Source organism: Chryseolinea sp. T2 (assembly GCF_037203685.1).
GTDB lineage: Bacteria > Bacteroidota > Bacteroidia > Cytophagales > Cyclobacteriaceae > Chryseolinea.
On record NZ_JBBCAU010000004.1, the window covers coordinates 170,981 to 194,497 of the forward strand.

Consider the following 23,517-nt stretch of genomic DNA (forward strand, 5'->3'; position numbering starts at 1 on the left):
CATATGAAAATTGCAGAATTCGCTGTAAAGAATTATCAGTTCACGCTCATCATGTTTCTCATGGCAGCTGCCGTGGGAGTAACGACGCTGTTGACGATGCCCCGAAGTGAAGATCCCGAGATCGAAGCGCCGCAGTTCTCTGTCGTTGTTGTTTATCCTGGCACGAGTCCAAAGGATATGGAGGAGCTCGTGGTAGATCCCCTCGAGGAAAAGCTGAACGGGCTCGAAGACATGAAACGTATCAAGACCACTATTGGTGATGGCCTCGCTGTAATACGGGCTGAATATAAATATGAATCGGAACCTGATGAGAAGTACCAGGAGATGGTTCGTGAAGTTAATGCATTACGCGCCGATCTGCCCCCCGAAATATTAAGTATGGAGGTGAAGAAGTTTCAGCCCTCGGACGTGAATGTAATGCAGGTTGCCCTGATCTCAGAAAATGCTCCCCGCGCAACACTCAAAAAGCATGCAGAGGAACTTCAGGACGTTCTGGAGCAGATTACTGAACTGAAGAATGTTGAGATTCATGGTCTGCCAGAGCAAATCGTGCGTGTATCGCTCAGGTTAGAAAAGATTGCCCAGATGCATATCCCCCTGGAATCAATCATGGGCAGTATGAAGAGCGAAATGGCCAACATCCCGGGAGGCAGCGTAGATGCCGGAGGAAAGGCTTTCAGCGTAAAAACAAGTGGAAACTATACGTCGGCTGAAGAGATTGCCAATACGATAGTTTATGCGGCAAATGGTCACAATGTTTTGTTGAAGGATGTCGCCGACGTGTCTTTAACATTCGAAGAAAGCAAACACATCACTCGCCTCAACGGTCATCGTTGCGTTTTTGTAGTAGCTGCGCAAAAGCCCGGCCTTAACATATCTCACACCCAAAAGATCTACAAACCCGTTCTCGAAGCGTTTCAAAAAACACTGCCCGCCAACATCGATATGGTCCACCACTTCGATCAGGCCGATAACGTCAATGGTCGCCTTGCCGGATTAGGGAAGGACTTTTTGATCGCTATTCTGCTGGTGGCTATAACACTGTTACCGCTGGGTGGACGCGCAGCTCTCATAGTGATGATTTCAATACCGCTCTCGCTTTCCATTGGTCTGGTGCTGCTGAACCTTATGGGCATCAACCTGAACCAGTTAAGTATTGTTGGACTTGTTGTGGCCCTCGGCCTGCTGGTTGATGATAGCATTGTTGTCGTTGAAAACATCGAACGCTGGATGCGGGAAGGCCATTCAAGGATCGATGCTACAATCAAAGCTACACGCCAGATCGGCCTCGCCGTGGTTGGCTGTACTGCAACATTGATAATCGCATTCATGCCGCTGGTCTTCCTTCCGGAAGGCGCTGGCGATTTCATTCGCGGTCTGCCACTCGCCGTGATTATGTCAGTATTGGCTTCAATGGTAGTTTCCCTTACGGTCATTCCCTTTTTGTCCAGTCGTTTGTTAAAGGGTCATGACGACGGTAAAGGAAACATCTTCATGCGCGGACTTCAATCTTTGATTCACGGCAGCTATTCAAAGTTGCTCGATTCAGCATTGCGCTATCCCAAGTCAACTCTGATTGCAGCGGCAGCGATCTTCTTTCTTTCGACTCAACTATTGGGCGTCGTTGGTTTCGGTTTGTTTCCGGCATCAGAGAAGCCTCAATTCGTTATAAATACGATCACACCTTTGCAGACGAATATTGCCCGTACAGATTCCGTTGCCTCATTGGTGGACAAGACGGTAAGTGAGATTCCTGAAGTCACATACTTCGCGACAAATGTTGGCAAAGGCAATCCGCGAATCTATTACAATGTTATTCAGGAAAACGAACGAACCGACTTCGCACAAACATTTGTGCAGCTTGACGAGTCGACATCGCCGGACCGTAAGCTTGAAATAATCAATGAACTTCGTGAACGCTTCAGCAACGTGGCAGGTGCGCGCATCGAAGTAAAAAACTTCGAGCAGGGACCTCCATTAGTTGCTCCTGTTGAAGTCCGGATTTTCGGAGATAACCTTGACACATTACGTGCAGTCTCGGCCGAAGTGGAGAAGCTATTGAAGCAAACAGAAGGTACCATGTATGTCAATAATCCGGTTTCCAACCTGAAGAGCGATATCCGTGTGGTGATCAATCAGGAAAAGGCTCGCATGGGCGGTATCAGCACAGTCGATATTGATCGCACCATCAGACTCGCTATTTCAGGAATAGATATGGGTAAATTCTCGGACGCCAACGGCGACGATTATGGAATTCAGCTCACCACACCTAAGACAGGCAGACCAACCCTCGATGCGTTCGATAACCTTTTTATTAATAATCACCTCGGTGTGGCAGTTCCGATGGCACAGATCGCTGGACTGAAGTTGGAGACATCGCCCCTGAGCATTGATCACTATAACAAAAAACGCATGGTCTCTGTGTCGTCGTTTGTTCAGAAAGGATATCTGAACGATCGCGTCATAAACGATGTCGTTAACAAACTTAAGACAGCCCGATTCCCGGATGGATACAGCTACACGATGGGTGGCGAAGTGGAGGCCAGTCAGGAATCATTCGGCGGTCTGGGTACGATCATTATTGTCACAGTGTTCATGTTTGTCGCTGTGCTCATTCTCATGTTTAAGACATTTAAAAGCATGCTGATTGTGCTAAGCGTAATTCCTTTGGGTATAGTTGGTGCCGTCCTTGGCTTGTTGTTTACAGGCAACCCATTGTCTTTCGTTGCGATAATCGGACTCATTGCATTGGCGGGCGTAGAAGTGAAGAATTCCATTCTGCTCGTGGATTTTACAAACCAATTAAGACAGCAGGGAATGTCAGTGGACGAGGCGATTCGTCATGCGGGTGAGGTCCGCTTTCTTCCAATTGTATTAACGTCGCTTACCGCGATAGGAGGATTGTTGCCTATTGCCCTTTCTGTGAACCCGTTGATTTCTCCTCTTGCAGTTGTATTAATTGGAGGACTGATCAGCTCGACGTTATTGTCAAGAATAGTGACGCCGGTTGTGTACAAACTAATACCACCAGCAATTTGATGGCCGCGGGTCGTTGAAAGGTTTGGGGAGTGAGGCTTGATCGGAAATGGTCAGGCCTCGTTCTTATCTCATGGACTGACTCTCAACGGCCCTATTCGGGCAACGTGCCAGTCTTGTCCCACCGGAGTTCCCTGGGTCTTGGTATTGAGGCTGTTCCCCTACTGCTTGGTGAAATCCACGTTATACGTGATCTGGAGCAGGACTCCGACGTTGTTTTCCTGCTGAATCCCGTTCTTTTTAACCAGGAGCTGGTAGATGCCGCCCATGTGCATCGAAAAATTCTTTTCAAATTGATAACCAACACCCAGGAACAAGCGATTCTGATCAGGATCCGAGTAAGTCACATTTTCTCCCCAGCTCTTGAATACTTCGTCATAGGCAATAGCGTAATAGGTCTTGGGATCGATGCTCTTGCCATTTAAGGGCACACGAGCCTGAAGACGATATCTCAGGCGTTGCTGGAAAACGCTGTAACCGTCATCTATTACTTCGCCGTCGCTCGCAACTGAATGATGTTGAATGAAGCGTTGCTCAAGACGTAGTCTATGCTCGAAATGAACAATACCGGCATGGTGCTTATACATGACCTGTTGCCAGGTGCGATGCTCATTGTTTACAAACGTCGCAGGTTGCTTTCCATACTGGTAATTCCAGGTATAAACGTAACCTACAGGTACAAAAGAGAAGTGATCATTGATCTTGATATCCAAACCGGTCCTTGCCTGGTATTGCATGGGATCCATGGATCCCGCCTGGCGAAACTGCCCGTCAAGTAAAATGTTAACCCTCTTGGAGACCTTTAAATGAGAGGAAAAGGCCACCCACTGTATTGATTGGGTGACGGTTTCTTTTTCCTTACCCTGGCCGTTTGCGATTTGAAATGCCCCAAAAACGAATGCGAGGCATAAAGAGAACTTTACCACAGCGCGATGTTTGTGTTATCTGTGGCAAAAGTAGATCGCCTAATATTACCCCATGTTTAAGCTTTTAACATACGGGTAACATTAACTTAACATTGGACGGAAAACCGCTTAAATTGGGTCAATTCAGGCTTATTGCCTGTCCATTTCTCAGTTCTTCTGAAGCAGACTTTACGATTTGTTCACCCTCCTTTACCGGGCCGAAAACTTCCACGAGAGAGTCAAGAGAATTGCCTTTTTGAACCGCGACCCATTCGGCCGTCTGATTATTCACCCTTACAAGGAACACGCCCTCTGTTGAGTGGATGATCGAAGTGCGGGGAACAAAAAGCGTCGGTTTGTTACGGGTGATCGGAAGACGGACTTCTGCGTACATTCCGGCCTTCAGATTATCATCAGTATTTTCAAAGTCAAACTCGGCAAGCATTGAGCGGTTCTTCTCATCTACCGAATTTGAACTGCGCGCAAAATGAGCCTCATAGCTCTTAGAAGGATCTGCCTGAACGGTAAAGGAAACACTGCTGTTTTCCGACAATGCATTAGCAAGATTTTCGGGTATGGCTACCGTTAGGCGCAGTCGCGATTTGTCTTCTAGGATAAACAGTGGCTTGTTTCCATCAGCCCCGACGAGGTCTCCAGGGCTGATGTTACGTTCTGTAATGGTACCGTCGAAAGGAGCTCTAACCGACAGATAGGCCACGAGTTGCTGCTGTGACGCCATCTGTGCTCTTGCGGCCTCCAGATTCTGGGCGGACGCCTCTGCGAGCGCGCTGTCGGACATCATTCGCGCGTAGGCCATGTCCAGTTCATTGGCTGATACTGCACCTTCCGTTCTGTTGGTCTCAACGATGCGTCTATACGTTGCTGCGCTTACCTTTTGCTTGGCTCTGTGTTCGATGAGTGATGCCTGTGCCGAAGAAACCTGTGCCCGGGCCTGGTTCAGCGCCGCGAGTACCTCCGGCGCTTCAAGTTCCGCCAACGGCTGTCCCTTTTTCACGCGACTACCCCGATCAACATATAGTTTCCCCACATATCCTTTCACTTTCCCAACGATCAATGTCCGGTTCCATGCCTTCAGTTCGCCAGGCAACACTATCGGAAGCGACGGCTGCAGACTTTGAACTTTGGCAACTGAAACAACGGTGTGACTACTTGCTGTCGTGTCTGCCGTCGGCTTCTTCTCACATCCGGCAATCGCTGCAGTGAGTATTGTCAGGTAGGCCAATCTTATTGAACGCATATAGATATTATTTGCTGTTTTGATTATTGTAGAATTTGCTTTGCTCGTCTTCGGGGTCCAGCGACACAGACACAAGCGAAGCTTGTTTTTGTACCATGATGAATACGCCGGGAAGGATGAGCAACGACACCAGTGTCGATGCGATCAGCCCGCCAATTACGGCCTGACCCAATGGAGCAACCTGGTCACCACCTTCGCCCATTCCTGAAGCCATCGGTATCATCCCCGCGATCATGGCAATACTGGTCATCAGAATGGGACGTATCCTGCTGCCCGCAGCAAGGATTCCCGCCTGCTTTGCATCCTTAAGCTCCAGCCTGAGATTCTCAGCATTCGTGATCATCAGAATGGCGTTCGCTACCGAAACCCCAACAGACATGATCATACCCATGTAGGACTGAAGATTCAATGTAGCCCCGCAAGCAAGGAGCATAAGGAGGCTCCCCGCCAGCACAGCAGGAACAGATGAAAGAATGGCGAGCGACAGTTTAAAGGATTGAAAGTTCGCTGCGAGCAAAAGGAATATGATTACGATTGCTATACCCAATCCACCCTGCAAGCTGCTCAGCGTGTCATCCAATAATTTCACCTGCCCCTTGAATTCAACCAGCAGACCTCGCGGTGGCTGACCGGCATTAGCAATGGCTTCAGATACTGCCTTACTGGCTGTGCCAAGGTCGGTTCGATGAAGGTTCGCAGTAATCGTAACGAGGCGGTTTGGACCCGACCGGTCATATTGACCAGGACCAGATTCTTCAGAGAACCGGGCAACATCATTAAGTGTAGGACGTTGCTGCCCCGATTGCAAAGGGATATTCTTGATATCATCCACCGACGACATTTCAAATTCAGGGATCTGGATTTGTACCTGGTAGGCGAGACCTTTCGAGTTATCAAGCCAGAGATTCTTATCAGTAAAACGACTCGACGAAGTAGCCGCTACCAGCGAACGGGAGACCTGGGTCGCTGTAACACCCATTTGTCCCGCGCGCTCACGGTCCATATCGATCTTGAGAATCGGGTAGGCCATGGGTTGCGCGATCTGAACATCACGAAGAAATTCAATCTTCTGCATCTCATGCATGATCTTCGATGCAAACTGTGCCGCCATCTTGATGTCCTTGGCAGCAACGTTCACTTCAATTGGTGTTGCAGCACCCTGACTCATGATCTTATCAACAAGTTCAATCGGTTCGAAGGAAAGCCGGACGCTGGGCAAAGCTTTGCCAATCCTGGAGCGGAGGTGTTCCTTAAGCTCATCAATGGGGACGTCAAAACCTTCATGAAGCGAAACCTGAATAACTGCTTCATGCGGACCGCTATTGAAGACAAATATTTGAGACGTACCGTAGCTCGTAGGTACATTCCCGACATATGCAGAAGATATGTCAATCTGACCAGCACCTACTTCATCACGTATCAGATCCAGAACCTTAAGGGTTGTTTCTTCCGTGCGCTCCACACGCGTGCCGTCTACAGCACGAATACGCAGCTGAAATTGACGACTGTTGGCCCGGGGAAGTATGTCCGTTCCGATAAAGAAGAATGATAATCCGATAAGACAAACCGCTCCGACCAAATAGAGAGCTGTGTATGTGCGCGCTTTGTCGATCACTTTATGCAACGTCAATAAATAACGATGCTTGAATTTATCAAAGCCTTTCAGTGACTTGTATTGATTGCCTTCCTCAATGATGTTTTGACTTTCTTCATGATCCAGTGCAAGGGTAGAATCATGGTGATGATCAACTTTCAGCAGCCAGCTCGACAGAACAGGCACGAATGTCTGCGACAATAGGAAGGATGAGATCATGGCAAAGCCGACAGACAGCGACAACGGAAGAAACATCGATTTGGGAATCCCCTGCATCACCAGAGCAGGAGCAAACACGGCCAGTATAGAAAGAAGAATAAGAAACTCCGGAAACGCAATCTCCTTGCAGGCGTCCCAGATGGCTTGCGCCTTGGTCTTCTTCATTTCAAGGTGCTGATGGATATTCTCTATACTTACCGTTGCCTGATCGACGAGGATACCCACGGCAAGTGCAAGTCCGCTCAGCGTCATGATATTGATCGTTTGTCCGAACAGATGCAACAGAATAATTGCACTCAAAACAGAGATGGGTATTGTGATCACAACGATGATCACGCTTCGCCAGTCGCGGAGGAACAGCAGAACCATTAATCCTGTCAGAAGCGCTCCTAATGTGCCTTCGGTGATAAGACTCTTCAGCGCGTTCGTCACATATGTCGACTGATCGAACTCATACGTAATCTTTACGTCTTCTGGTACAGCATTCTGTAACAGAGGGAGCGATTCGCGAATGTTATTTACAACCGATAATGTCGATGCATCCGACTTTTTAACTACCGGGATGTATACCGCGCGTCGTCCCTGAACCAGCGCATAGCCCACCGTTATATCGGCAGCGTCTTCTACCGTTGCTATATCCCGGATAAATACAGTCGGTCCGGCACCCATTCGTATAGGTACATCAAGGAAATCCGCCGGCTTGTCTATCAACGAGTTCACGGGAGTCATTAACGTTCTGTTGCCAATGCGAATATTACCTGCGGGTGAGGGTTGATTCGTGCTGCCAACCGCACGTATTACTTCTTCCGGCGTAAGATTGTAGCTCCGTAGTCGCTGAGGATCGAGACGGATAACAATTGTTCTCTGATTGCCTCCAAGGGGCGGCGGACTCGACACGCCTTCGATCTTAGAGAACATCGGACGCACTCTGGAGGATGCGTAGTCCTGGATTTCGTTTAGCGACCGCGTTGTGCTTGAGAAAACAAGCTGTCCGACAGGAACTGAACTGGCGTCGAAGCGAATAACTTGTGGCGGTACGGTGCCTTCCGGCATGTAAGCTTTGGCTCTTGAAATGTTGTTTGCTACCTCTGCTGCAGCCTGCGCCATATCTGTACCTGGATAGAACTGCAACTTGATGAGCGACATTCCCTGGATAGTCTTAACTTCTACATCGCGGATACCCGAGACATACAGGAAGTGGTCCTGATATCTGGTGGTAATGAAGCCATCCATTTGGTCAGGCGCCATACCACCGTAGGGCTGGACAACGTAGATCGTTGGCAGATCAAGATCAGGGAAGATATCGACTGGAATGCTACGAATAGCCAGGATCGCGAAAAATACGATGGCGATGATTCCCACCATCACGGAGATCGGTTTTCGTAGAGCGCTGCGAATGAGTTGATACATAGCGTTCGATTTGTTACCGCCATTAGCGGTGTGATGATTATTGAATTGCGTTTAAGAATATGTTGAGGTCGCCTTTTGCGGCCGCTATAGCCAGCAGGCCGCGCCACGTATTGCTGTAGGCGATCGCCATGTCAGCCTCTGCACGGCTCAGTGTCACCATGCTTTGCAACATGGTTGGAAGGTCGGTGAGACCGCTGCTGTACCGGGCGGAAGCCTGTCGGTAGGCCCTTTGTGCTGCTGCGAGCTGAATGGGAGCGCGTGATGCCTGCTCCGTCATTAAACTGTAATGGATCTGCGACTCTTTGCGCTGTCTCTGAAGTTTCAATACCTGTTCGTTGTATTGCTCACGGTCGCGCACTGAATGATATCGCTCACTTCTGTAACGATGACTGATTGGTATGATGTCCGTCAGGTTCCAGCGCGTCGACGCACCAAACAGATAGTTGTACACTTTGTATTCAGTGCCATCATGGAAACTGGTTTGAAATGTGTCATCAGCTGGCGACACTCCGGAGCCCCGGGCCCACGCAGCACCCACGAGAGAAATTGAAGGGAGATAAGAGCGGCGTATCGCAGTGCTTCGCGCGACTGACTGACGCATACGGGCATCATACAATTCAAGGATCGGATTCACACTTGCTGAAGAAGTGTCCGGGAGTAATGGCAATGCACTAAAGAACCGCATGCTGTCGGGCTGTTCCAGCGTAGTGCCTATGGTTCCCGAAAGTTCCATCAGCTGTAGTAGCTGCGACTGCGCATTGCGCTTTGTTTCCAGCAGCAGCATTTCGGCCTTCGTATATTCAGCATTTGCCAATGAACTATCCACTCCAGCGCGCAGCCCCGATCGCACAGATGCCGCAACAACTTCTTTAAATCGTCGGGCGCGTTGTAAATTACTCTCCTGGATTCTGGTGAGTCGTTCGGTGATGAGCGTGAGTAGGTAGGCATCAGTTACACGTACCTGGTGCTGAAATAATTCGTTCTCGTATGCTGCCTGTGTGGATGCAAGTCCCGCCTTCGCCGCTGAGACATTTGCCGATACCTTACCGAAGTTGAAGATGTTCCATTCCATGAGTGTACTGGTGAAACTTCCCCAGGTAGCGACGTATGTGTTTTCAGCACGGATACCGCCGGACGGTGAAATGACTGCAGGATTCGGATAAAATGATCCGGCAACGCTGTTACTGGTTCCGTACGAGTATTGGTGCTGAACGGCAAGTCTTGGGATGTAATCCGACTTCGAGGTCAGCACATCCTGTTCTGCACTCTCTACGTCCAGCTGACGCGCCTTCAGAAGTGGATAATTTGACCTGCTCTGCTCCAGCAATGTGGGTAGATCGAAACGTTGCGCATGCAGCACTACAGCCGGCACAAACACAACAAGCAATGATATTAATAGTATTCTTTTCATGACCTTCGATTCACAAACTGCAATTCTAAGGTTCGATTCTGGAAAAATTTGGGAAGGCCACAGAGTCAGCCGTATTCGGAATGTTTTCAGAATTCGCTACTATTTTTACGCTATTAATACCTATCGAATTGAAAATTCTGGTCATTGAAGATGAGCGCGTTTTAGCCGAAAGCATTGCTTCGCACCTGAGTAAGGAGGGCTTTATTGTCGAAACTGTATTTTCGTACGACGCGGCCGTCGAAAAGGTGAACCTGTACGCCTATGATTGCGTCGTGGTAGATATCAATCTGCCCGATGGAACCGGCTTCGATATCGTTGAGATATTGAAAAAGATTAAGGCTACTTCTGGTATCATCATTATTTCGGCAAGAGATGCTCTTGAGGATCGTATCAGGAGTCTGGAGATTGGCTCAGATGACTACCTTACAAAACCATTTCATCTCTCTGAATTAAACGCCCGCGTTAAGGCAATTTTGCGTCGCCGGAACTTTGGTGGCAGCAATGAGATCTCCTACCAGGAGCTGCGGGTAAACTACAATACAAGGCGTGTCTTTGTCGGAGAAAATGAAATATCCCTGTCAAAGAAGGAATACGACCTGCTGCTTTATTTTATGTCCAACGTCGATATTGCGCTGACAAAAGCGTCTATGGCCGAGCACCTCTGGGGGGACAACATCGACTCGGCAGATTCGTTCGATATTCTTTACTCGCAAATTAAGAATCTGAGGAAGAAACTCACGGACGGGGGATGTTCCGAATACATCCATTCGATATACGGCATCGGCTATAAATTTGGAAGAAATTGAAACTACTTGGACGAACCAGTTTATTCTACGCCGCATTTTCGCTGGTCACCTATGTGGTAATCGCGGGAAGTTTTTACGTGCTGGTAGAGCGCATGATCTATCGCGAAGTGGAGGATCGTCTCAAAGTAGAGCGGCGCGATTTCGAGCACTTCGTCAGAACGCACGGCATCTGGGAAGAGAGCTGCTATTTTGTTGAGGACAAGATTTCACTCGTGTCCGTATCCGATACCCTGAAGCCGCTTGCAGAATTCAAAGACACGCTTATGGATAACCGCTACAACAGGCAGTTAATCCCATTTCGTGAGCACACTTTTTACAGTGCAGTAGGGCAGGGGCTGTACAAAGTGAGCATCAGAAAGTCGCTGATTGAATCGAAGTCTCTTTTGAAGTCCATCACAGTAACGTTACTGATCACCCTCAGCATTGGCTTACTAGTCCTTTATCTTTTCCAGCGAAGGTTCTCGAAGGTTCTGTGGAGGCCCTTTTACAACACACTTGCCAAAGCGAAGGCGTTTGATGTAAGCACCGGCTCAGCCCTCGATCTGACGGCAGAACCGATCTATGAATTCAATGAATTGAATTCTGAATTGGAGAAAATGACCGAGAAGATATCTCAGGACTATCGTAACCTCAAGGAGTTTACCGAAAACGCGTCCCACGAGATTCAAACACCGCTTGCCCTAATCAACAGCCGCGTTGAAGAATTAATACAGGAAACAAATGTGGCTCCCAAACAGATGTCATGGATTCAGGATATTCATGAGTCAACGCTCAGGCTTTCGCGCCTGAATCATGCCCTGCTTCTGCTTTCGAAGATCGACAATGGACAGTTTTATGAACGCGAACCGATAAACGTCAACGCACTAATCAGGAGTAAGCTTTCCGCACTGGAGGAAATATTCAATCTTAAAGGTCTCACAGTTAGTTATAAAGAGGAGGGAACCCTCGTACTTCCGATGAATGGAATTCTGGCAGATGCCTTGTTCACAAATCTTCTCAATAACTCTGTAAAGCACAATGTGAGGCCTGGTACGATCGACATCTTCATCGACGACCGTAAATTTGTGATCAGAAATTCTGGTGATACCCTTAATGAAAACCCGGAGGTACTATTCGAACGGTTTCGTAAGCATAATCAGTCCTCGAATTCACTGGGCCTTGGCCTGGCAATCGTAAAAAAGATCAGCGATGTGCACAGGCTTAAGATCAGCTACACTTACAGTGATCGTTTTCATACGTTCAAACTTACCCCTCTGTAGGATGTAACCATAGGTCTATTGGTCGATCGACTCTGGGCGTGAATGGCAATTGAATTTTCTTTCCTGACCCTGCCGAAGCATATGCAGCGTAAATCACCTCAAGCACCGCGCGACCAAGCTCTCCTGTCACCAATGGCTGCTTATTTTCCCTTACGCATTCTATGAAGTGCTTTAATTCATGTGGATAGCCCTGGTTGAAGACTTCTTCGAATACGGTAAAGCTCCAGCCTGCTGTGGTGTCGGCCTTTTCCATCGCATAACCGTAACCATTCCTGCTATAGGTGAGAGCGGAATTTCCAATAAACAGATCGGCATATACTACTCCACCCGTTCCATAAACTTCGCTTCTGTCGTCCATGCCACCATGCTTCGCCCAGCTGTTTTCGGCGACGCCTGTAACACCATTTTCGAACTCCACTATTACAACTGAGTTGTCTTCGCCTTTTGTGCGGTTCTTATGCAGGACAGTATTCATACTCGCCTGCACACTTTTAACTTTTGCATTGTTAAGCATCCAGAAGAACCATCCAAAAGCATGACATCCCATATCCATCAATACACCTCCACCTGAATACTTGATGTCATAAAACCAGTCAGTGTGCGGACCTGAATGCTTTTCGGATTGCTTAAGCATGAAGATATCGCCAACGGCGCCTTCCTTCACAAGATGCCTCACCCTCTCATACTTTGGAGCGAAACAAAGCTCTTCAGCATACATTAGCTTTACATTGGCCTTTTTACAGGCAGCAATCATGGAATCGGCTTCTTCCAACGTAACGGCTAGTGGCTTTTCAATGATAATGTGTTTGCCAGCAGCAGCAGCCTTAAGTGTTGCATTGGCGTGCAGGTAATTTGGAAGACAGATGTCTACGACTTCGCAGCCGGAGTCTGCCAGCAACGCATCTATACTGTCATACCATTGTGGAATATTGTGCTTCGCTGCCATTGCCTTTGCTTTATCTGCCTGCCGCGTATAGATGCCGACAACTTCAGCTTCAGGAATGAACCGATGATAACTTTCCAAATGAATGTCGGCAATGAATCCGCCACCGAGGATGGCCACTTTGGTTCGCTGCATAGCTTAAATTCTGGTTGGGTATTTTACTGACCCGAATATTACGAAATACTGAGGAAAAACTGATCAAACGGAAATGGCCTTGATGTCTTCCAGTCGATGGACAGAACAATTTCAATTGTCTTCTTCAGCATAGCATACGTACCTGGCTTGGTAATATACAGATCGGCACCATTGGCGTAGGCAGTTTCTATTGATCCTGATTGCGATGAGGTTGATAATATGATGACTGGTATATTCTTCAACTTATCGATGGTCTTGATCTCCTGAAGACATTCGATGCCGTTCTTACGTGGCATATTCAGATCAATAAAGATCGCTCTTGGTTCAGGAGGAACCCTTGCGTCAAGGGTTTCTAATAGCTCCTGACCATCGTAGGCAATAACAAGCTCATGGTCCCTGGCGACTTCGTTCATAGCGTCCTGGAACAATACGCAATCATCGTCGTCGTCGTCGGCGAGAAAAATGGAGGGTTTCATTTTTGGAATCGTCAGTTTAACATGCTTGGCAGGCGTGAAGAAAACAATTGGTTTCGGTTAACTCCTGCGTCGCTCTTCTCTACTATTCTGGGGCTCTGGTGTAACTACAATCCGTTTAAAGGACCATAATATTTCTTTTCATCCTCATTTAAAAATTTAATTATCCGGCATTTGTTTAGACGGGACAAATTCCATTTGAATGAACATTTCAACCTTTAAATGGGACCTTCTGTTGCACAATATTCTGCGGACCAAGTTGTAAAGCGGGTTCTCACCGCCAACGTGTTCAGCAACGGTTTATGGAATGCGATCTCCAATACGAGATTAACTGTGGAATTTAATACATGCAATACCCTGAATACAGGGGTTTGGTGCATGGTATGATTTTGGAACCTTCCTAATCGGCTCTGTATAAGCGTGTTCTTGAGAAAATCTCAACAATTCGCGTCTGCAGGTACCGAAATTAAATAACAATTGTAACCTTAACTTTACTGACAATGAAAGGGATATCATTAGTAGCAACACTGGCAGCCTCAGCGCTGTTCCTGTCCGTAGTGTCGTGCAATAACAAAAAGCAGGAAGTTGCATCGAACAACGAAAGCATTGATATGGCGAAGGATGCGAACGATTCAACGTTCGAGGACCGGACCGAAGAAAAGGATGCGGACTTTGTCGTTAATGCAGTGACCAGTAACCTTGCCGAAATCAAGATTGCGCAACTCGCGAAAAACAAGTCCAGTAATGAAGATGTGAAGGCCATGGCCACGAAACTGGAAGAACAGCATATGAAGATCCTTAATGAGCTGAAGGCCTATGCCGACAAGAAGGGCATTGCAATCCCTCTTCAGGAAAGTGACAGGGACGCGAAAGAAATGAGCCGTCTCTCTGAAGAACCCACAGATAAGTTTGATGAAGAATGGTGTGACTCTATGGAAGACAGACATGAAAAGTCTATCAATAAATTTGAGGCTCGCCTTGATAAAACGGACGATCCTGAATTAAAGCAATGGATTACTGCGACGCTTCCTGGACTTAAAGAGCATTTAAACATGATTGAGAAACATGAGAAGCAACACGACGGCGAATAATACTTAAGACGTTGTTATTTCCATGCATAAAAACAGGCTGCCCGGTTTGGGCAGCCTGTTTGTTTTGAGTTTGATTCCAGTGTTTTATCAGTGATAGAGTTGCATCTTCGTCGGGTGCCCTATCAAATTGTTCAGGCGCCCTCCAGCGGTAGCCTCAAATGAAGTGAGCGAAATCAATTCTGGATGTCATCAGCCGGATTCACATCGGCAATCTTTCGCTTCTGTTCACGATCTTCTTCATCCTCAACGCTTCTATCGCTTGGAAGAGTTACATCATTAACTCTTTTTTCTGTCCACTCTTCTTCTCTGAAAGCATTTGTTGTACTGTCATCCACGTTCAGATCGCGATTCTCAATACTCTTGCGCGCACCTTTTTTGGGAATCCTTGACCTCCGCTGGGTGCTCTTTTCTTTTGTGCTAGTCTTGGTTCTCATGGTAATCTGTATTTATGATTATAATTTAATCAATAAGCCGTATTGATTTGCCTGGCATACGGTACGTTAGTTTTGTAGTCGGCCGGAATATGACAAAACCCTTAAATGCTCCACTTCGTCGCAAGCTGACGTCAGACCGTTGTCTTCTTGTCGAGCTTTTTGTCAAGGCGGGCAATCAGCACTACAAGCAACACAGCACTCAATGCAAGTAAGTGTACCACCGCCGTCAGTGAATAAATGATGACCGCTATCAGCCACATGGTGAGTAGTAAAACGGCCAATGTGTAGAGAATTCTTTTTGTTGCTTGCATAAGTTTAATTGTTATCGCCTCAATTCCGATTTGATTCCGACGGACATAACTGAAAATATGTGCCACCTTTTAGGAGTTGTTTAAATCGATTGTGGTTTAATCAATGCTTAACCGGCGGTAGCCTTTATACTCACTGGGTGCGTCGTATTTCTACAAAATTGTGTAGATAACTGGCTTATATCAGACGTATGATGCAATGGAATAATAGTTGTTTTGGAGGCTGGAGGTGATTGATATATGAGACCAACAATCAGAGTTCTGCTGGTAGAGGATGACGAAGATGACTTCATCCTTGCGAAGGAGTACCTTTCTGGTATTGATACCTTCGAATTTGAAGTCGATTGGGAGCAGAACCTGGACAAGGCCAGTAAGAGAGCCTTGAACAAATCATATGACATCTATCTCGTTGATTACCATTTGGGCGGTGGGAATGGATTGGATCTCGTTCGTTTTCTCCACGATCACCATATACTGGCGCCAGCCATTATCTTAACAGGTCAAGACAATCTGAAGGTTGATATCGATGCCAGCAGGTCTGGTGCCGCCGATTACCTCGTCAAAAACGAATTGAATTCATCTCTTCTAGAGCGGAGCATTCGTTATGCGTTAAGCCAGGCAAGAATAATACGTGAACTTAATGAGAAGGAGCGAAAGTACCGGTCGTTGTTTGAACGAAGCATCGACCCAATATTGCTTGCGACAAAATCTTTGGAGCTGACAGACGTTAACGATTCATTCGTTAATGTGTTTGGATACTCTGCTGCCGAAATCAAGGGAATGAGTTTACAGTCTCTGTTTGGGGACCCGTTAGAATTCGATCGATACAAGGAGACACTATCGGAAACCGAACAAATCAAAGACTTCGAGGTAAAACTGGTGTCTCGTCGCGGTGAGAAGAAAGATGTTCTGTTGAATTGCGTTTACATTCCTCATCCGACTGATGAGCTCTGCTGCATTCAGTGCATCGTACACGACCTAACATTAAGAAAACAGGCAGAGAAGGACTTGATCATTGCTGAACGTCTGTCGCTGACCGGTCGGCTGGCCAGAACAATTGCTCACGAAGTGCGGAATCCACTTACAAACCTGAGTCTGGCATTGGACCAGCTCAGACGCGAAATTCCCGATGAAGGCGAGTCCGGTAATTTGTATGCGGACATCATTCAGAGAAATGCGAATCGTATTGAACAACTTGTAGGTGAAATGCTTCGATCAAGTAAACCGCGCGAGTTAAACCTTCAATTGGCATCCGTTAGCGAATTACTTGACGATACCATTAAACTGGCAATTGATCGTATTAACTTAAATCAGATCAAACTGGAGCTGAACGTTGAGAGCGACTTGCCCAAGATATTGGTAGATCCGGATAAAATGCACGTCGCGCTATTGAACGTCATTGTCAATGCGACCGAAGCAATGGCAGACGCGGGTGTGTTGCGTATTCTGGCGGTTAAAAGAGGACGAATTATTACAATAACTATTTCTGACAACGGTAGGGGTATTGAAGGCGAAGATCTGGGTCGTGTTTTTGATCCTTTTTTCACAAGTAAGCAAAGCGGAATGGGACTTGGATTAACTTCAACAAGAAACATTTTGAACAGCCATTGCGCATCAATTGACATCGAAAGTCAATCTGGAAAAGGGACCGACGTTAACGTGCGGTTTACCGTGGCCGAATAGAATTTCGGCGACTGAATCTAATTCTGTATGTTGGTCGACTCCCGTTATCGCCGCTTGATAAGACCTGGTCCCAACAGAAGGCATAACAGGACTAATAGTACGAAGCAATAGAAAAGAATCTGGGCCAGGGCCAGCGCACCCATCGCAAGGCTCCCGCCCAGGCCGAACAACAACAGCATCAGCAAGGCCAGAATGGATAATCCGAATATTCTTACCATAGGATCAAGTTGTCCAACCGATGCCAGAATATTAGTGCCAGTTCTGTAATAGTTAATTTGCATTGCTATTCATCCCAACTCTGTGGAATTGATATGTGGTGCTGTGGAATATATTCCCCAGTTTTTCCCGCCAGGTGTGAAGAAGTTTCCCGGTGTTGACAGTAATTTGACGATTGCAGCACGTTGTCTCTACTGGCACGGAGTTAGGATTTGGAGATAAAATTCTACAGCTCCCATTTTCGTGAAGGCGAACTATTTCTTCCATTATCCGATTCATCTAAAATCGTGTTGATGACGCGCATACTTCACTAATTTTACTTCTTAATAAACTACCTCCTATGAAGACGAAAGCAGACGTACAGGATAATCGAGCGAAAGCTTCCAAGGCGACGAAGTCCTCGGTGGCCGCGCGGAAGGTATCGGGGAAGAACAATGGAGCGAACAAGGCCGGCCATACTAACGGCCGCGATACTGCTCCGAAGGCAATAAAATCCAGGAGGAGTAACGGCCATAGCCCAGTGTTGGCAGATAAGGCAATGGCCAATGGCAACGGAAACGGACACCAACCCCACTATGCCGTAAGTCTTGATGTTGCGGGTTCGCAACAGTTGCTTCGAATTCTGACAGAAGTTCGGAATGGAAATTTTGCCGTTCGTCTTCCCATTGATGAAGTTGGGGTAAACGGAAAAATATTCGATACACTTAATGAGATTATTTCCCTGAACGAGCGAATGATGCTCGAGTTCACACGTGCCGGCAATACCATTGGCAAGCAGGGGAAATTAACAGAACGCATCGAGCTTCCCAGCAACAAAGGTTCCTGGGGAGAAGGCGTGAGATCGCTGAATGTATTGATTTCAGATCTTGTACATCCGACTATTGAAATCGCTCACGTTATCAGTTCTGTTGCTAAGGGAAATCTTTCACAGGAGATGCCCGAGGAGATCTCCGATCATAAGCTTCAGGGAGAATTTCTTCGCATCGCGAAGGAGGTAAACTACATGGTGAAGCAGCTGAACCTTTTCTCGATGGAAGTAACGCGTGTGGCGCGTGAAGTAGGATCGGAAGGTAAGCTTGGAGGTCAGGCTAAAGTTAAGGGCGTTGGCGGTGTTTGGAAGGACCTTACAGACTCCGTAAACAACATGGCAGGTAACCTTACCAGCCAGGTGCGAAATATTGCGGAAGTGACTACGGCAATCGCGCGTGGTAACCTGTCGAAGAAGATCACGGTGGATGTTCGTGGAGAAATGCTTGAGCTGAAGAATACGATCAACACGCTCGTTGATCAGCTCAATTCATTTGGTTCTGAAGTAACACGCGTGGCTCTTGAAGTGGGAACTGAAGGAAAGCTGGGAGGCCAGGCGACAGTGAAGGGTGTGGGTGGTATTTGGAAAGACCTCACCGATTCTGTGAACCAGATGGCTTCAAACCTCACGGGTCAGGTTCGTAACATCGCAGGTGTTACCACGGCCGTGGCCAATGGTGACTTGTCGAAGAAGATAACTGTGGACGTTCGGGGTGAAATGCTCGAGCTCAAGAATACGATTAATACAATGGGTGACCAGCTTAACTCCTTCGCCTCGGAGGTAACGCGTGTGGCACTTGAAGTAGGTACAGAAGGAAGGTTGGGAGGCCAGGCAACAGTCAAGGGAGTCGGTGGTGTATGGAAAGATCTGACGGACTCCGTGAACCAGATGGCGGGTAACCTTACCGCTCAGGTTCGTAACGTTGCTGGTGTGACGACGGCGGTGGCGAAAGGCGACTTATCGAAGAAGATCACCGTGGATGCTAAAGGAGAACTTCTTGAACTCAAGAACACCATTAATACGATGGTGGATCAGCTAAACTCATTCTCTTCTGAAGTAACGCGTGTAGCCCGGGAGGTGGGATCCGAAGGACAGCTTGGCGGTCAGGCCAACGTACCCGGTGTAGGCGGAACGTGGAAGGACTTAACGGACTCTGTAAACCAGATGGCTTCCAACCTGACAAACCAGGTGCGTAACATCGCGGAAGTAACAACCGCTGTGGCAAAGGGCGACCTTTCGAAGAAGATCGCCGTTGACGTACGGGGCGAAATGCTTGAGCTCAAGAATACCATCAACACAATGGTGGATCAGCTCAATTCATTCGGTTCTGAAGTAACGCGTGTAGCCCGTGAGGTAGGTTCTGAAGGCCAGCTCGGAGGTCAGGCCGACGTGCCTGGTGTGGGCGGTACCTGGAAAGACTTAACTGACTCAGTGAATAAAATGGCCGATAACCTGACAAACCAGGTGCGTAACATCGCAGATGTTACCACGGCCGTTGCCAAAGGTGACTTGTCGAAGAAGATCACGGTTGACGTGAAGGGTGAAATGCTCGAGTTAAAGGACACCATCAATACGATGGTGGATCAGCTGAACTCTTTTGCATCTGAAGTAACCCGCGTTGCCAGTGAAGTAGGTTCTGAAGGAAAGCTTGGGGGGCAGGCAACCGTAAAGGGTGTTGCTGGTGTTTGGAAGGGTCTGACCGACTCAGTAAACCAAATGGCGGGTAACCTCACCGCCCAAATCCGGAATATTGCCAACGTCGCCATCGCCGTGGCAAACGGAGACTTGTCAAAGAAGATTACGGTGGACGTTCGGGGAGAAATTCTCCAGTTGAAAGATACGCTGAACACGATGGTGGATCAGCTTCGTGGTTTTGCCTCGGAAGTAACGCGTGTAGCCCGCGAGGTAGGTACCGAAGGAAAACTGGGAGGCCAGGCGTTCGTGCCAGGCGTTGCTGGTACGTGGAAGGACCTTACCGACTCTGTTAACCAGATGGCTGGTAACCTGACTGACCAGGTGCGTAACATCGCCGGTGTTACGACAGCCGTGGCGAACGGTGACTTGTCGAAGAAGATCACCGTGGACGTTCGCGGGGAAATGCTCGAACTCAAGAACACCATCAATACGATGGTGGAACAGCTCAACTCATTTGCATTCGAAGTGACCCGTGTGGCGCGTGAAGTGGGTACCGAAGGAAAGCTTGGTGGTCAGGCCGAAGTACGGGGTGTAGCCGGTACGTGGAAAGATCTTACTGACTCAGTGAACCAGATGGCATCTAACCTCACCGGTCAGGTGCGTGGTATCGCGAAAGTTGTGACCTCGGTGGCAAAGGGTAACCTGAAACAAAAACTGAGTATCAATGCCCTCGGCGAATTAGCACAGCTCACAGATACCATTAATGAAATGATTGACACGCTCGCGGTGTTCGCAGAGCAGGTAACAACGGTTGCGCGTGAAGTGGGTGTGGAAGGACGACTCGGTGGTCAGGCGAGTGTTCCTGGCGCATCAGGAACATGGAAAGATCTTACAGAAAACGTGAACCAGCTGGCTGCAAACCTGACGACGCAGGTGCGTTCAATTTCTGAAGTTGCCTCGGCGGTAACGAAGGGTGACTTGACTCGAACGATTCGCGTGGATGCCAAAGGAGAACTCGAGGCACTTAAGGACACGATCAACCAGATGATCACCAACCTGCGCGAAACAACATTGCGTAACCAGGATCAGGACTGGCTGAAATCAAACCTTGCCAAGTTCACACAGATGTTGCAGGGTCAAAAGGATCTTCGAACTGTAACAAGGCGCATCTTGTCTGAGCTCGCTCAGGTTGTTCAGACTCACTATGGTGCCTTCTACATTCTTCGTCAGGATGAAGAGACTGATAGAGTTAAGCTGGAACTATTCGCGTCATATGCATATAAGGAAGAAAAGAACATACCGCGCGAATTTTCAATTGGCGAGGGGCTCGTCGGCCAGTGCGCCGCGGAGAAAGAACGTATACTGCTGACTAACGTCCCGGGAAGTTACGTGAAGATCAGCTCTGCACTCGGAAAATCTAAGCCGGCCAACGTCATCATTCTTCCGGTGATCTTTGAAACCAACGTGAAGGCTGTTATCGAACTTGCGTCATTGGATACATTCAGCGATACTCACCTTGACTTCCTCGGCCAGTTGACGGAGAGTCTTGGTATCGTATTGAATACCATTGAAACGAATACTCGTACCGAAGAACTTCTTTCTCAGTCACAGTCTCTCGCAGGCGAGCTCAAGACTCAACAGGAAGAACTTCGCCGAACTAACGACGAGCTTCAGGATAAGGCACTTCTGCTGGTTAAACAGAAGGACGAGGTGGAAGCGAAAAACAAGGAAGTTGAAGAAGCACGACGCTCGCTTGAAGAGAAGGCAGAGCAGTTGACGCTGACATCAAAATACAAGTCGGAATTCCTTGCGAACATGTCGCATGAACTTCGTACACCGCTTAACAGCTTGCTTATCCTGGCGCAGCAGCTGTATGAAAATGCCGAAGGCAACCTCAACGACAAACAGATTCGCTATGCGAAAACCATTCACTCCTGCGGAGACGATTTGATCCAGCTCATTAATGACATTCTTGACCTTTCAAAGATCGAATCCGGTTTCATTACAGCAAACATATCAACGGTTCGGATCAGCGAGATCTCGAACTTCGTAGAAACTACATTCAAACCAATTTCGGAGGCGCGCAACCTGAAGTTCCGTATCGAAACAGATTATGCATTGCCTGTCTCGATGGAAACAGATATTCAGCGTTTGAACCAAATCCTCAAGAACCTTCTCTCCAATGCGTTTAAATTCACCGAGAAGGGTGAGGTTTCCCTTAAGATCTTCCAGTCGAAACGTACCTGGCGCCCTGGACTCCCTTCACTTGATGGAGCGGAGACTGTTGTCGCGTTCTCGATCAGTGATACGGGTATAGGCATACCGTTGGAAAAACAGTCTATCATCTTCGAAGCGTTCCAGCAGGCAGAAGGTTCTACCAGCCGTAAATACGGAGGAACCGGGCTTGGCCTGTCAATCAGCCGCGGTCTTGCCGAATTGTTGGGCGGAACGATTGACCTCGACAGTCAGGCGGGAAGAGGAAGTACATTCACATTGTATTTGCCTATGAAAAGCCTTCCTAATACCGCTCCCCGGGAGGTTTCGGAGAGCATCAAGGTCATTCAGCAATTGCAGCTCGATGTTGAAGGCAAGCAAATGGACACTCTTCTGGACAAGCTGCGCATCACCAAGGAGGGCGTTGAGTCGAGAGGAATGGATATCGTCAGTGAGATGATCAATGATACAGGCGATGACAGGAGCAGCATTCAACAGGACGATATGGTGGTTCTCATTGTCGAAGATGATCTCCGGTTTGGGAAAATTCTAATCGAACGCGCACACGAGAGCAACCTGAAGGCTGTGGTCGCGACCAACTACCTTGAGGTATTTGATTTCATTAATAGGTTTACGCCGATTGCTATAACACTGGATGTGAAATTGCCGGATACCAGTGGATGGAAGGTGATCGATCTTCTGAGAAATGATTTGAACTATCGACATATTCCGATCCACGTTATCTCAGGAGAGGAAAATCAGGCCCTCGCCCTGAAAAGGGGAGCGCGCAGCTTCTGGTTTAAGCCTCTGGGAAGCGATGTACTGGATAGTTTGTTTGAAGATATCGTAAACTATCATCAACGCTCAATCAAACAGGTTTTGATTGTCGAGGACAATGAAATCGACTCTTCACAAATTGCCAAGATGCTGCAGGACGAAAGGATCGAGATAACTATCGTTGATCAGGGTAAAAAGGCGCTGGAGATGGTCAGTGCGCATTCTTACGACTGCATCATTCTGGATTACACGCTGCCGGATGTTTCAGGAACAGAATTGCTTAGAGAAGTGCATAAATCAAAGCACGGCCTCACTCCGGTGATTGTTTATTCGGGCAAAGATTTTGATAAGACAGAGTTGGCGGCCATAAACACACACGCCAGTTCCCACATTGTTAAGGGAGTGAATTCTATTGAATACCTGCTGGAGGAGACGGTGTCACATCTCCACATCAGCCATAAGAATCTGGCTCCGGAAAAGAGACGGATCATTGAGAATATTCGTAACAAGGAAGATATTCTCACGGGTAAAAACATACTTATAGTTGACGACGATGTGCGGAACCTGTTTGCTCTGACAACGGTGTTCGAACGGTTCAATATCAACGCCATTACTGCGGAAAGCGGTAAGGAGGCAATCAAGATCCTGACCGAAAATTCAAAGGTGGAGATGGTGTTGATGGACATCATGATGCCTGAGATGGACGGTTATGAAACGATGCAGAAGATCAGACGTGAACACAAGAATAACACGCTGCCCATTATTGCCGTTACAGCGAAAGCGATGAAGGGTGATCGTCAGAAGTGTATTGAGGCGGGAGCTTCGGATTATATCACGAAGCCTGTGAAGATTGATCAACTGCTGTCGCTGATGCGCTTGTGGTTTTGTAAATAAGGGAGTAT

General features: G+C 47.7%; 15 protein-coding genes. 6 read left to right on the top strand and 9 right to left on the bottom strand.

Translation table 11 applies throughout. The features are described from left to right. Positions 1-3: 3 nt before the first annotated feature. Complete coding sequence (locus tag WBG78_RS15180) at positions 4-3,039, top strand: efflux RND transporter permease subunit (RefSeq protein ID WP_337327297.1); 3,036 nt, start codon at positions 4-6, stop codon at positions 3,037-3,039. Positions 3,040-3,197: 158 nt separating this feature from the next. Here the strand turns inward: WBG78_RS15180 and WBG78_RS15185 are convergent, their stop codons facing one another. The 4 genes from WBG78_RS15185 to WBG78_RS15200 all read right to left on the bottom strand — a co-directional run bounded on the left by WBG78_RS15185 (position 3,198) and on the right by WBG78_RS15200 (position 9,833). Continuing rightward, on the bottom strand, positions 3,198-3,962 hold the full coding sequence (locus WBG78_RS15185; RefSeq protein WP_337327298.1) for a DUF2490 domain-containing protein: 765 nt from the start codon (positions 3,960-3,962) through the stop codon (positions 3,198-3,200). A gap of 118 nt (positions 3,963-4,080) precedes the next feature. Then, on the bottom strand, positions 4,081-5,199 hold the full coding sequence (locus tag WBG78_RS15190; protein WP_337327299.1) for an efflux RND transporter periplasmic adaptor subunit: 1,119 nt from the start codon (positions 5,197-5,199) through the stop codon (positions 4,081-4,083). Positions 5,200-5,206: 7 nt separating this feature from the next. Beyond that, a complete protein-coding gene (locus tag WBG78_RS15195) occupies positions 5,207-8,422 on the bottom strand; it encodes an efflux RND transporter permease subunit (protein ID WP_337327300.1) in 3,216 nt (1,071 codons plus the stop codon). 37 nt (positions 8,423-8,459) lie between these two features. Beyond that, positions 8,460-9,833, bottom strand: a complete 1,374-nt coding sequence (locus tag WBG78_RS15200) for a TolC family protein (protein WP_337327301.1) — start codon at positions 9,831-9,833, stop codon at positions 8,460-8,462. 128 nt (positions 9,834-9,961) lie between these two features. Between WBG78_RS15200 and WBG78_RS15205 the strand changes: the two genes are divergently transcribed. After that, entirely contained in the window at positions 9,962-10,639 is a 678-nt protein-coding gene (locus tag WBG78_RS15205) for a response regulator transcription factor (RefSeq protein WP_337327626.1), read from the top strand. Then, on the top strand, positions 10,636-11,898 hold the full coding sequence (gene porY, locus WBG78_RS15210) for a sensor histidine kinase (protein WP_337327302.1): 1,263 nt from the start codon (positions 10,636-10,638) through the stop codon (positions 11,896-11,898). The genes WBG78_RS15205 and porY overlap by 4 nt, the downstream gene beginning before the upstream one ends. Here the strand turns inward: porY and WBG78_RS15215 are convergent. Further along, a complete protein-coding gene (locus WBG78_RS15215) occupies positions 11,885-12,976 on the bottom strand; it encodes a Gfo/Idh/MocA family protein (protein WP_337327303.1) in 1,092 nt (363 codons plus the stop codon). The two genes, porY and WBG78_RS15215, sit on opposite strands and share 14 nt — an antisense overlap. Before the next feature lie 38 nt (positions 12,977-13,014). Then, positions 13,015-13,452, bottom strand: a complete 438-nt coding sequence (locus WBG78_RS15220; RefSeq protein ID WP_337327304.1) for a response regulator — start codon at positions 13,450-13,452, stop codon at positions 13,015-13,017. Positions 13,453-13,949: 497 nt separating this feature from the next. On the opposite strand from WBG78_RS15220, the gene WBG78_RS15225 reads away from it, so the two are divergent. Continuing rightward, on the top strand, positions 13,950-14,540 hold the full coding sequence (locus WBG78_RS15225) for a DUF4142 domain-containing protein (protein ID WP_337327305.1): 591 nt from the start codon (positions 13,950-13,952) through the stop codon (positions 14,538-14,540). A gap of 173 nt (positions 14,541-14,713) precedes the next feature. On the opposite strand, the gene WBG78_RS15230 is transcribed toward WBG78_RS15225, so the two are convergent. Then, positions 14,714-14,974 (bottom strand): hypothetical protein, encoded by a 261-nt coding sequence (locus WBG78_RS15230; protein ID WP_337327306.1) that lies wholly within the window; start codon positions 14,972-14,974, stop codon positions 14,714-14,716. A gap of 131 nt (positions 14,975-15,105) precedes the next feature. Further along, positions 15,106-15,285 carry a hypothetical protein gene (locus tag WBG78_RS15235; RefSeq protein WP_337327307.1) on the bottom strand — a complete coding sequence of 60 codons (180 nt, stop codon included), beginning with the start codon at positions 15,283-15,285 and terminating at the stop codon, positions 15,106-15,108. A gap of 237 nt (positions 15,286-15,522) precedes the next feature. Here WBG78_RS15235 and WBG78_RS15240 point away from each other — a divergent pair, with 237 nt between their 5' ends. After that, on the top strand, positions 15,523-16,965 hold the full coding sequence (locus tag WBG78_RS15240; protein ID WP_337327308.1) for a hybrid sensor histidine kinase/response regulator: 1,443 nt from the start codon (positions 15,523-15,525) through the stop codon (positions 16,963-16,965). Positions 16,966-17,009: 44 nt separating this feature from the next. Here WBG78_RS15240 and WBG78_RS15245 read toward each other — a convergent pair whose 3' ends face one another. Further along, positions 17,010-17,183, bottom strand: coding sequence for a hypothetical protein (locus tag WBG78_RS15245; RefSeq protein WP_337327309.1), 174 nt, complete (start codon positions 17,181-17,183; stop codon positions 17,010-17,012). 338 nt (positions 17,184-17,521) lie between these two features. On the opposite strand from WBG78_RS15245, the gene WBG78_RS15250 reads away from it, so the two are divergent. Then, positions 17,522-23,509, top strand: coding sequence for a HAMP domain-containing protein (locus tag WBG78_RS15250; RefSeq protein WP_337327310.1), 5,988 nt, complete (start codon positions 17,522-17,524; stop codon positions 23,507-23,509). Positions 23,510-23,517: the final 8 nt, after the last annotated feature.

What these genes read in the sequence shown, in the direction of transcription:
- WBG78_RS15180 (WP_337327297.1), top strand. Translation starts at nt 4, where the DNA reads ATGAAAATTGCAGAATTCGCTGTAAAGAATTATCAGTTCACGCTCATC.
- WBG78_RS15190 (WP_337327299.1), bottom strand. Translation starts at nt 5,199, where the DNA reads ATGCGTTCAATAAGATTGGCCTACCTGACAATACTCACTGCAGCGATT.
- WBG78_RS15195 (WP_337327300.1), bottom strand. Translation starts at nt 8,422, where the DNA reads ATGTATCAACTCATTCGCAGCGCTCTACGAAAACCGATCTCCGTGATG.
- WBG78_RS15200 (WP_337327301.1), bottom strand. Translation starts at nt 9,833, where the DNA reads ATGAAAAGAATACTATTAATATCATTGCTTGTTGTGTTTGTGCCGGCT.
- WBG78_RS15215 (WP_337327303.1), bottom strand. Translation starts at nt 12,976, where the DNA reads ATGCAGCGAACCAAAGTGGCCATCCTCGGTGGCGGATTCATTGCCGAC.
- WBG78_RS15220 (WP_337327304.1), bottom strand. Translation starts at nt 13,452, where the DNA reads ATGAAACCCTCCATTTTTCTCGCCGACGACGACGACGATGATTGCGTA.
- WBG78_RS15225 (WP_337327305.1), top strand. Translation starts at nt 13,950, where the DNA reads ATGAAAGGGATATCATTAGTAGCAACACTGGCAGCCTCAGCGCTGTTC.
- WBG78_RS15230 (WP_337327306.1), bottom strand. Translation starts at nt 14,974, where the DNA reads ATGAGAACCAAGACTAGCACAAAAGAAAAGAGCACCCAGCGGAGGTCA.
- WBG78_RS15235 (WP_337327307.1), bottom strand. Translation starts at nt 15,285, where the DNA reads ATGCAAGCAACAAAAAGAATTCTCTACACATTGGCCGTTTTACTACTC.
- WBG78_RS15240 (WP_337327308.1), top strand. Translation starts at nt 15,523, where the DNA reads ATGAGACCAACAATCAGAGTTCTGCTGGTAGAGGATGACGAAGATGAC.
- WBG78_RS15245 (WP_337327309.1), bottom strand. Translation starts at nt 17,183, where the DNA reads ATGGTAAGAATATTCGGATTATCCATTCTGGCCTTGCTGATGCTGTTG.
- WBG78_RS15250 (WP_337327310.1), top strand. Translation starts at nt 17,522, where the DNA reads ATGAAGACGAAAGCAGACGTACAGGATAATCGAGCGAAAGCTTCCAAG.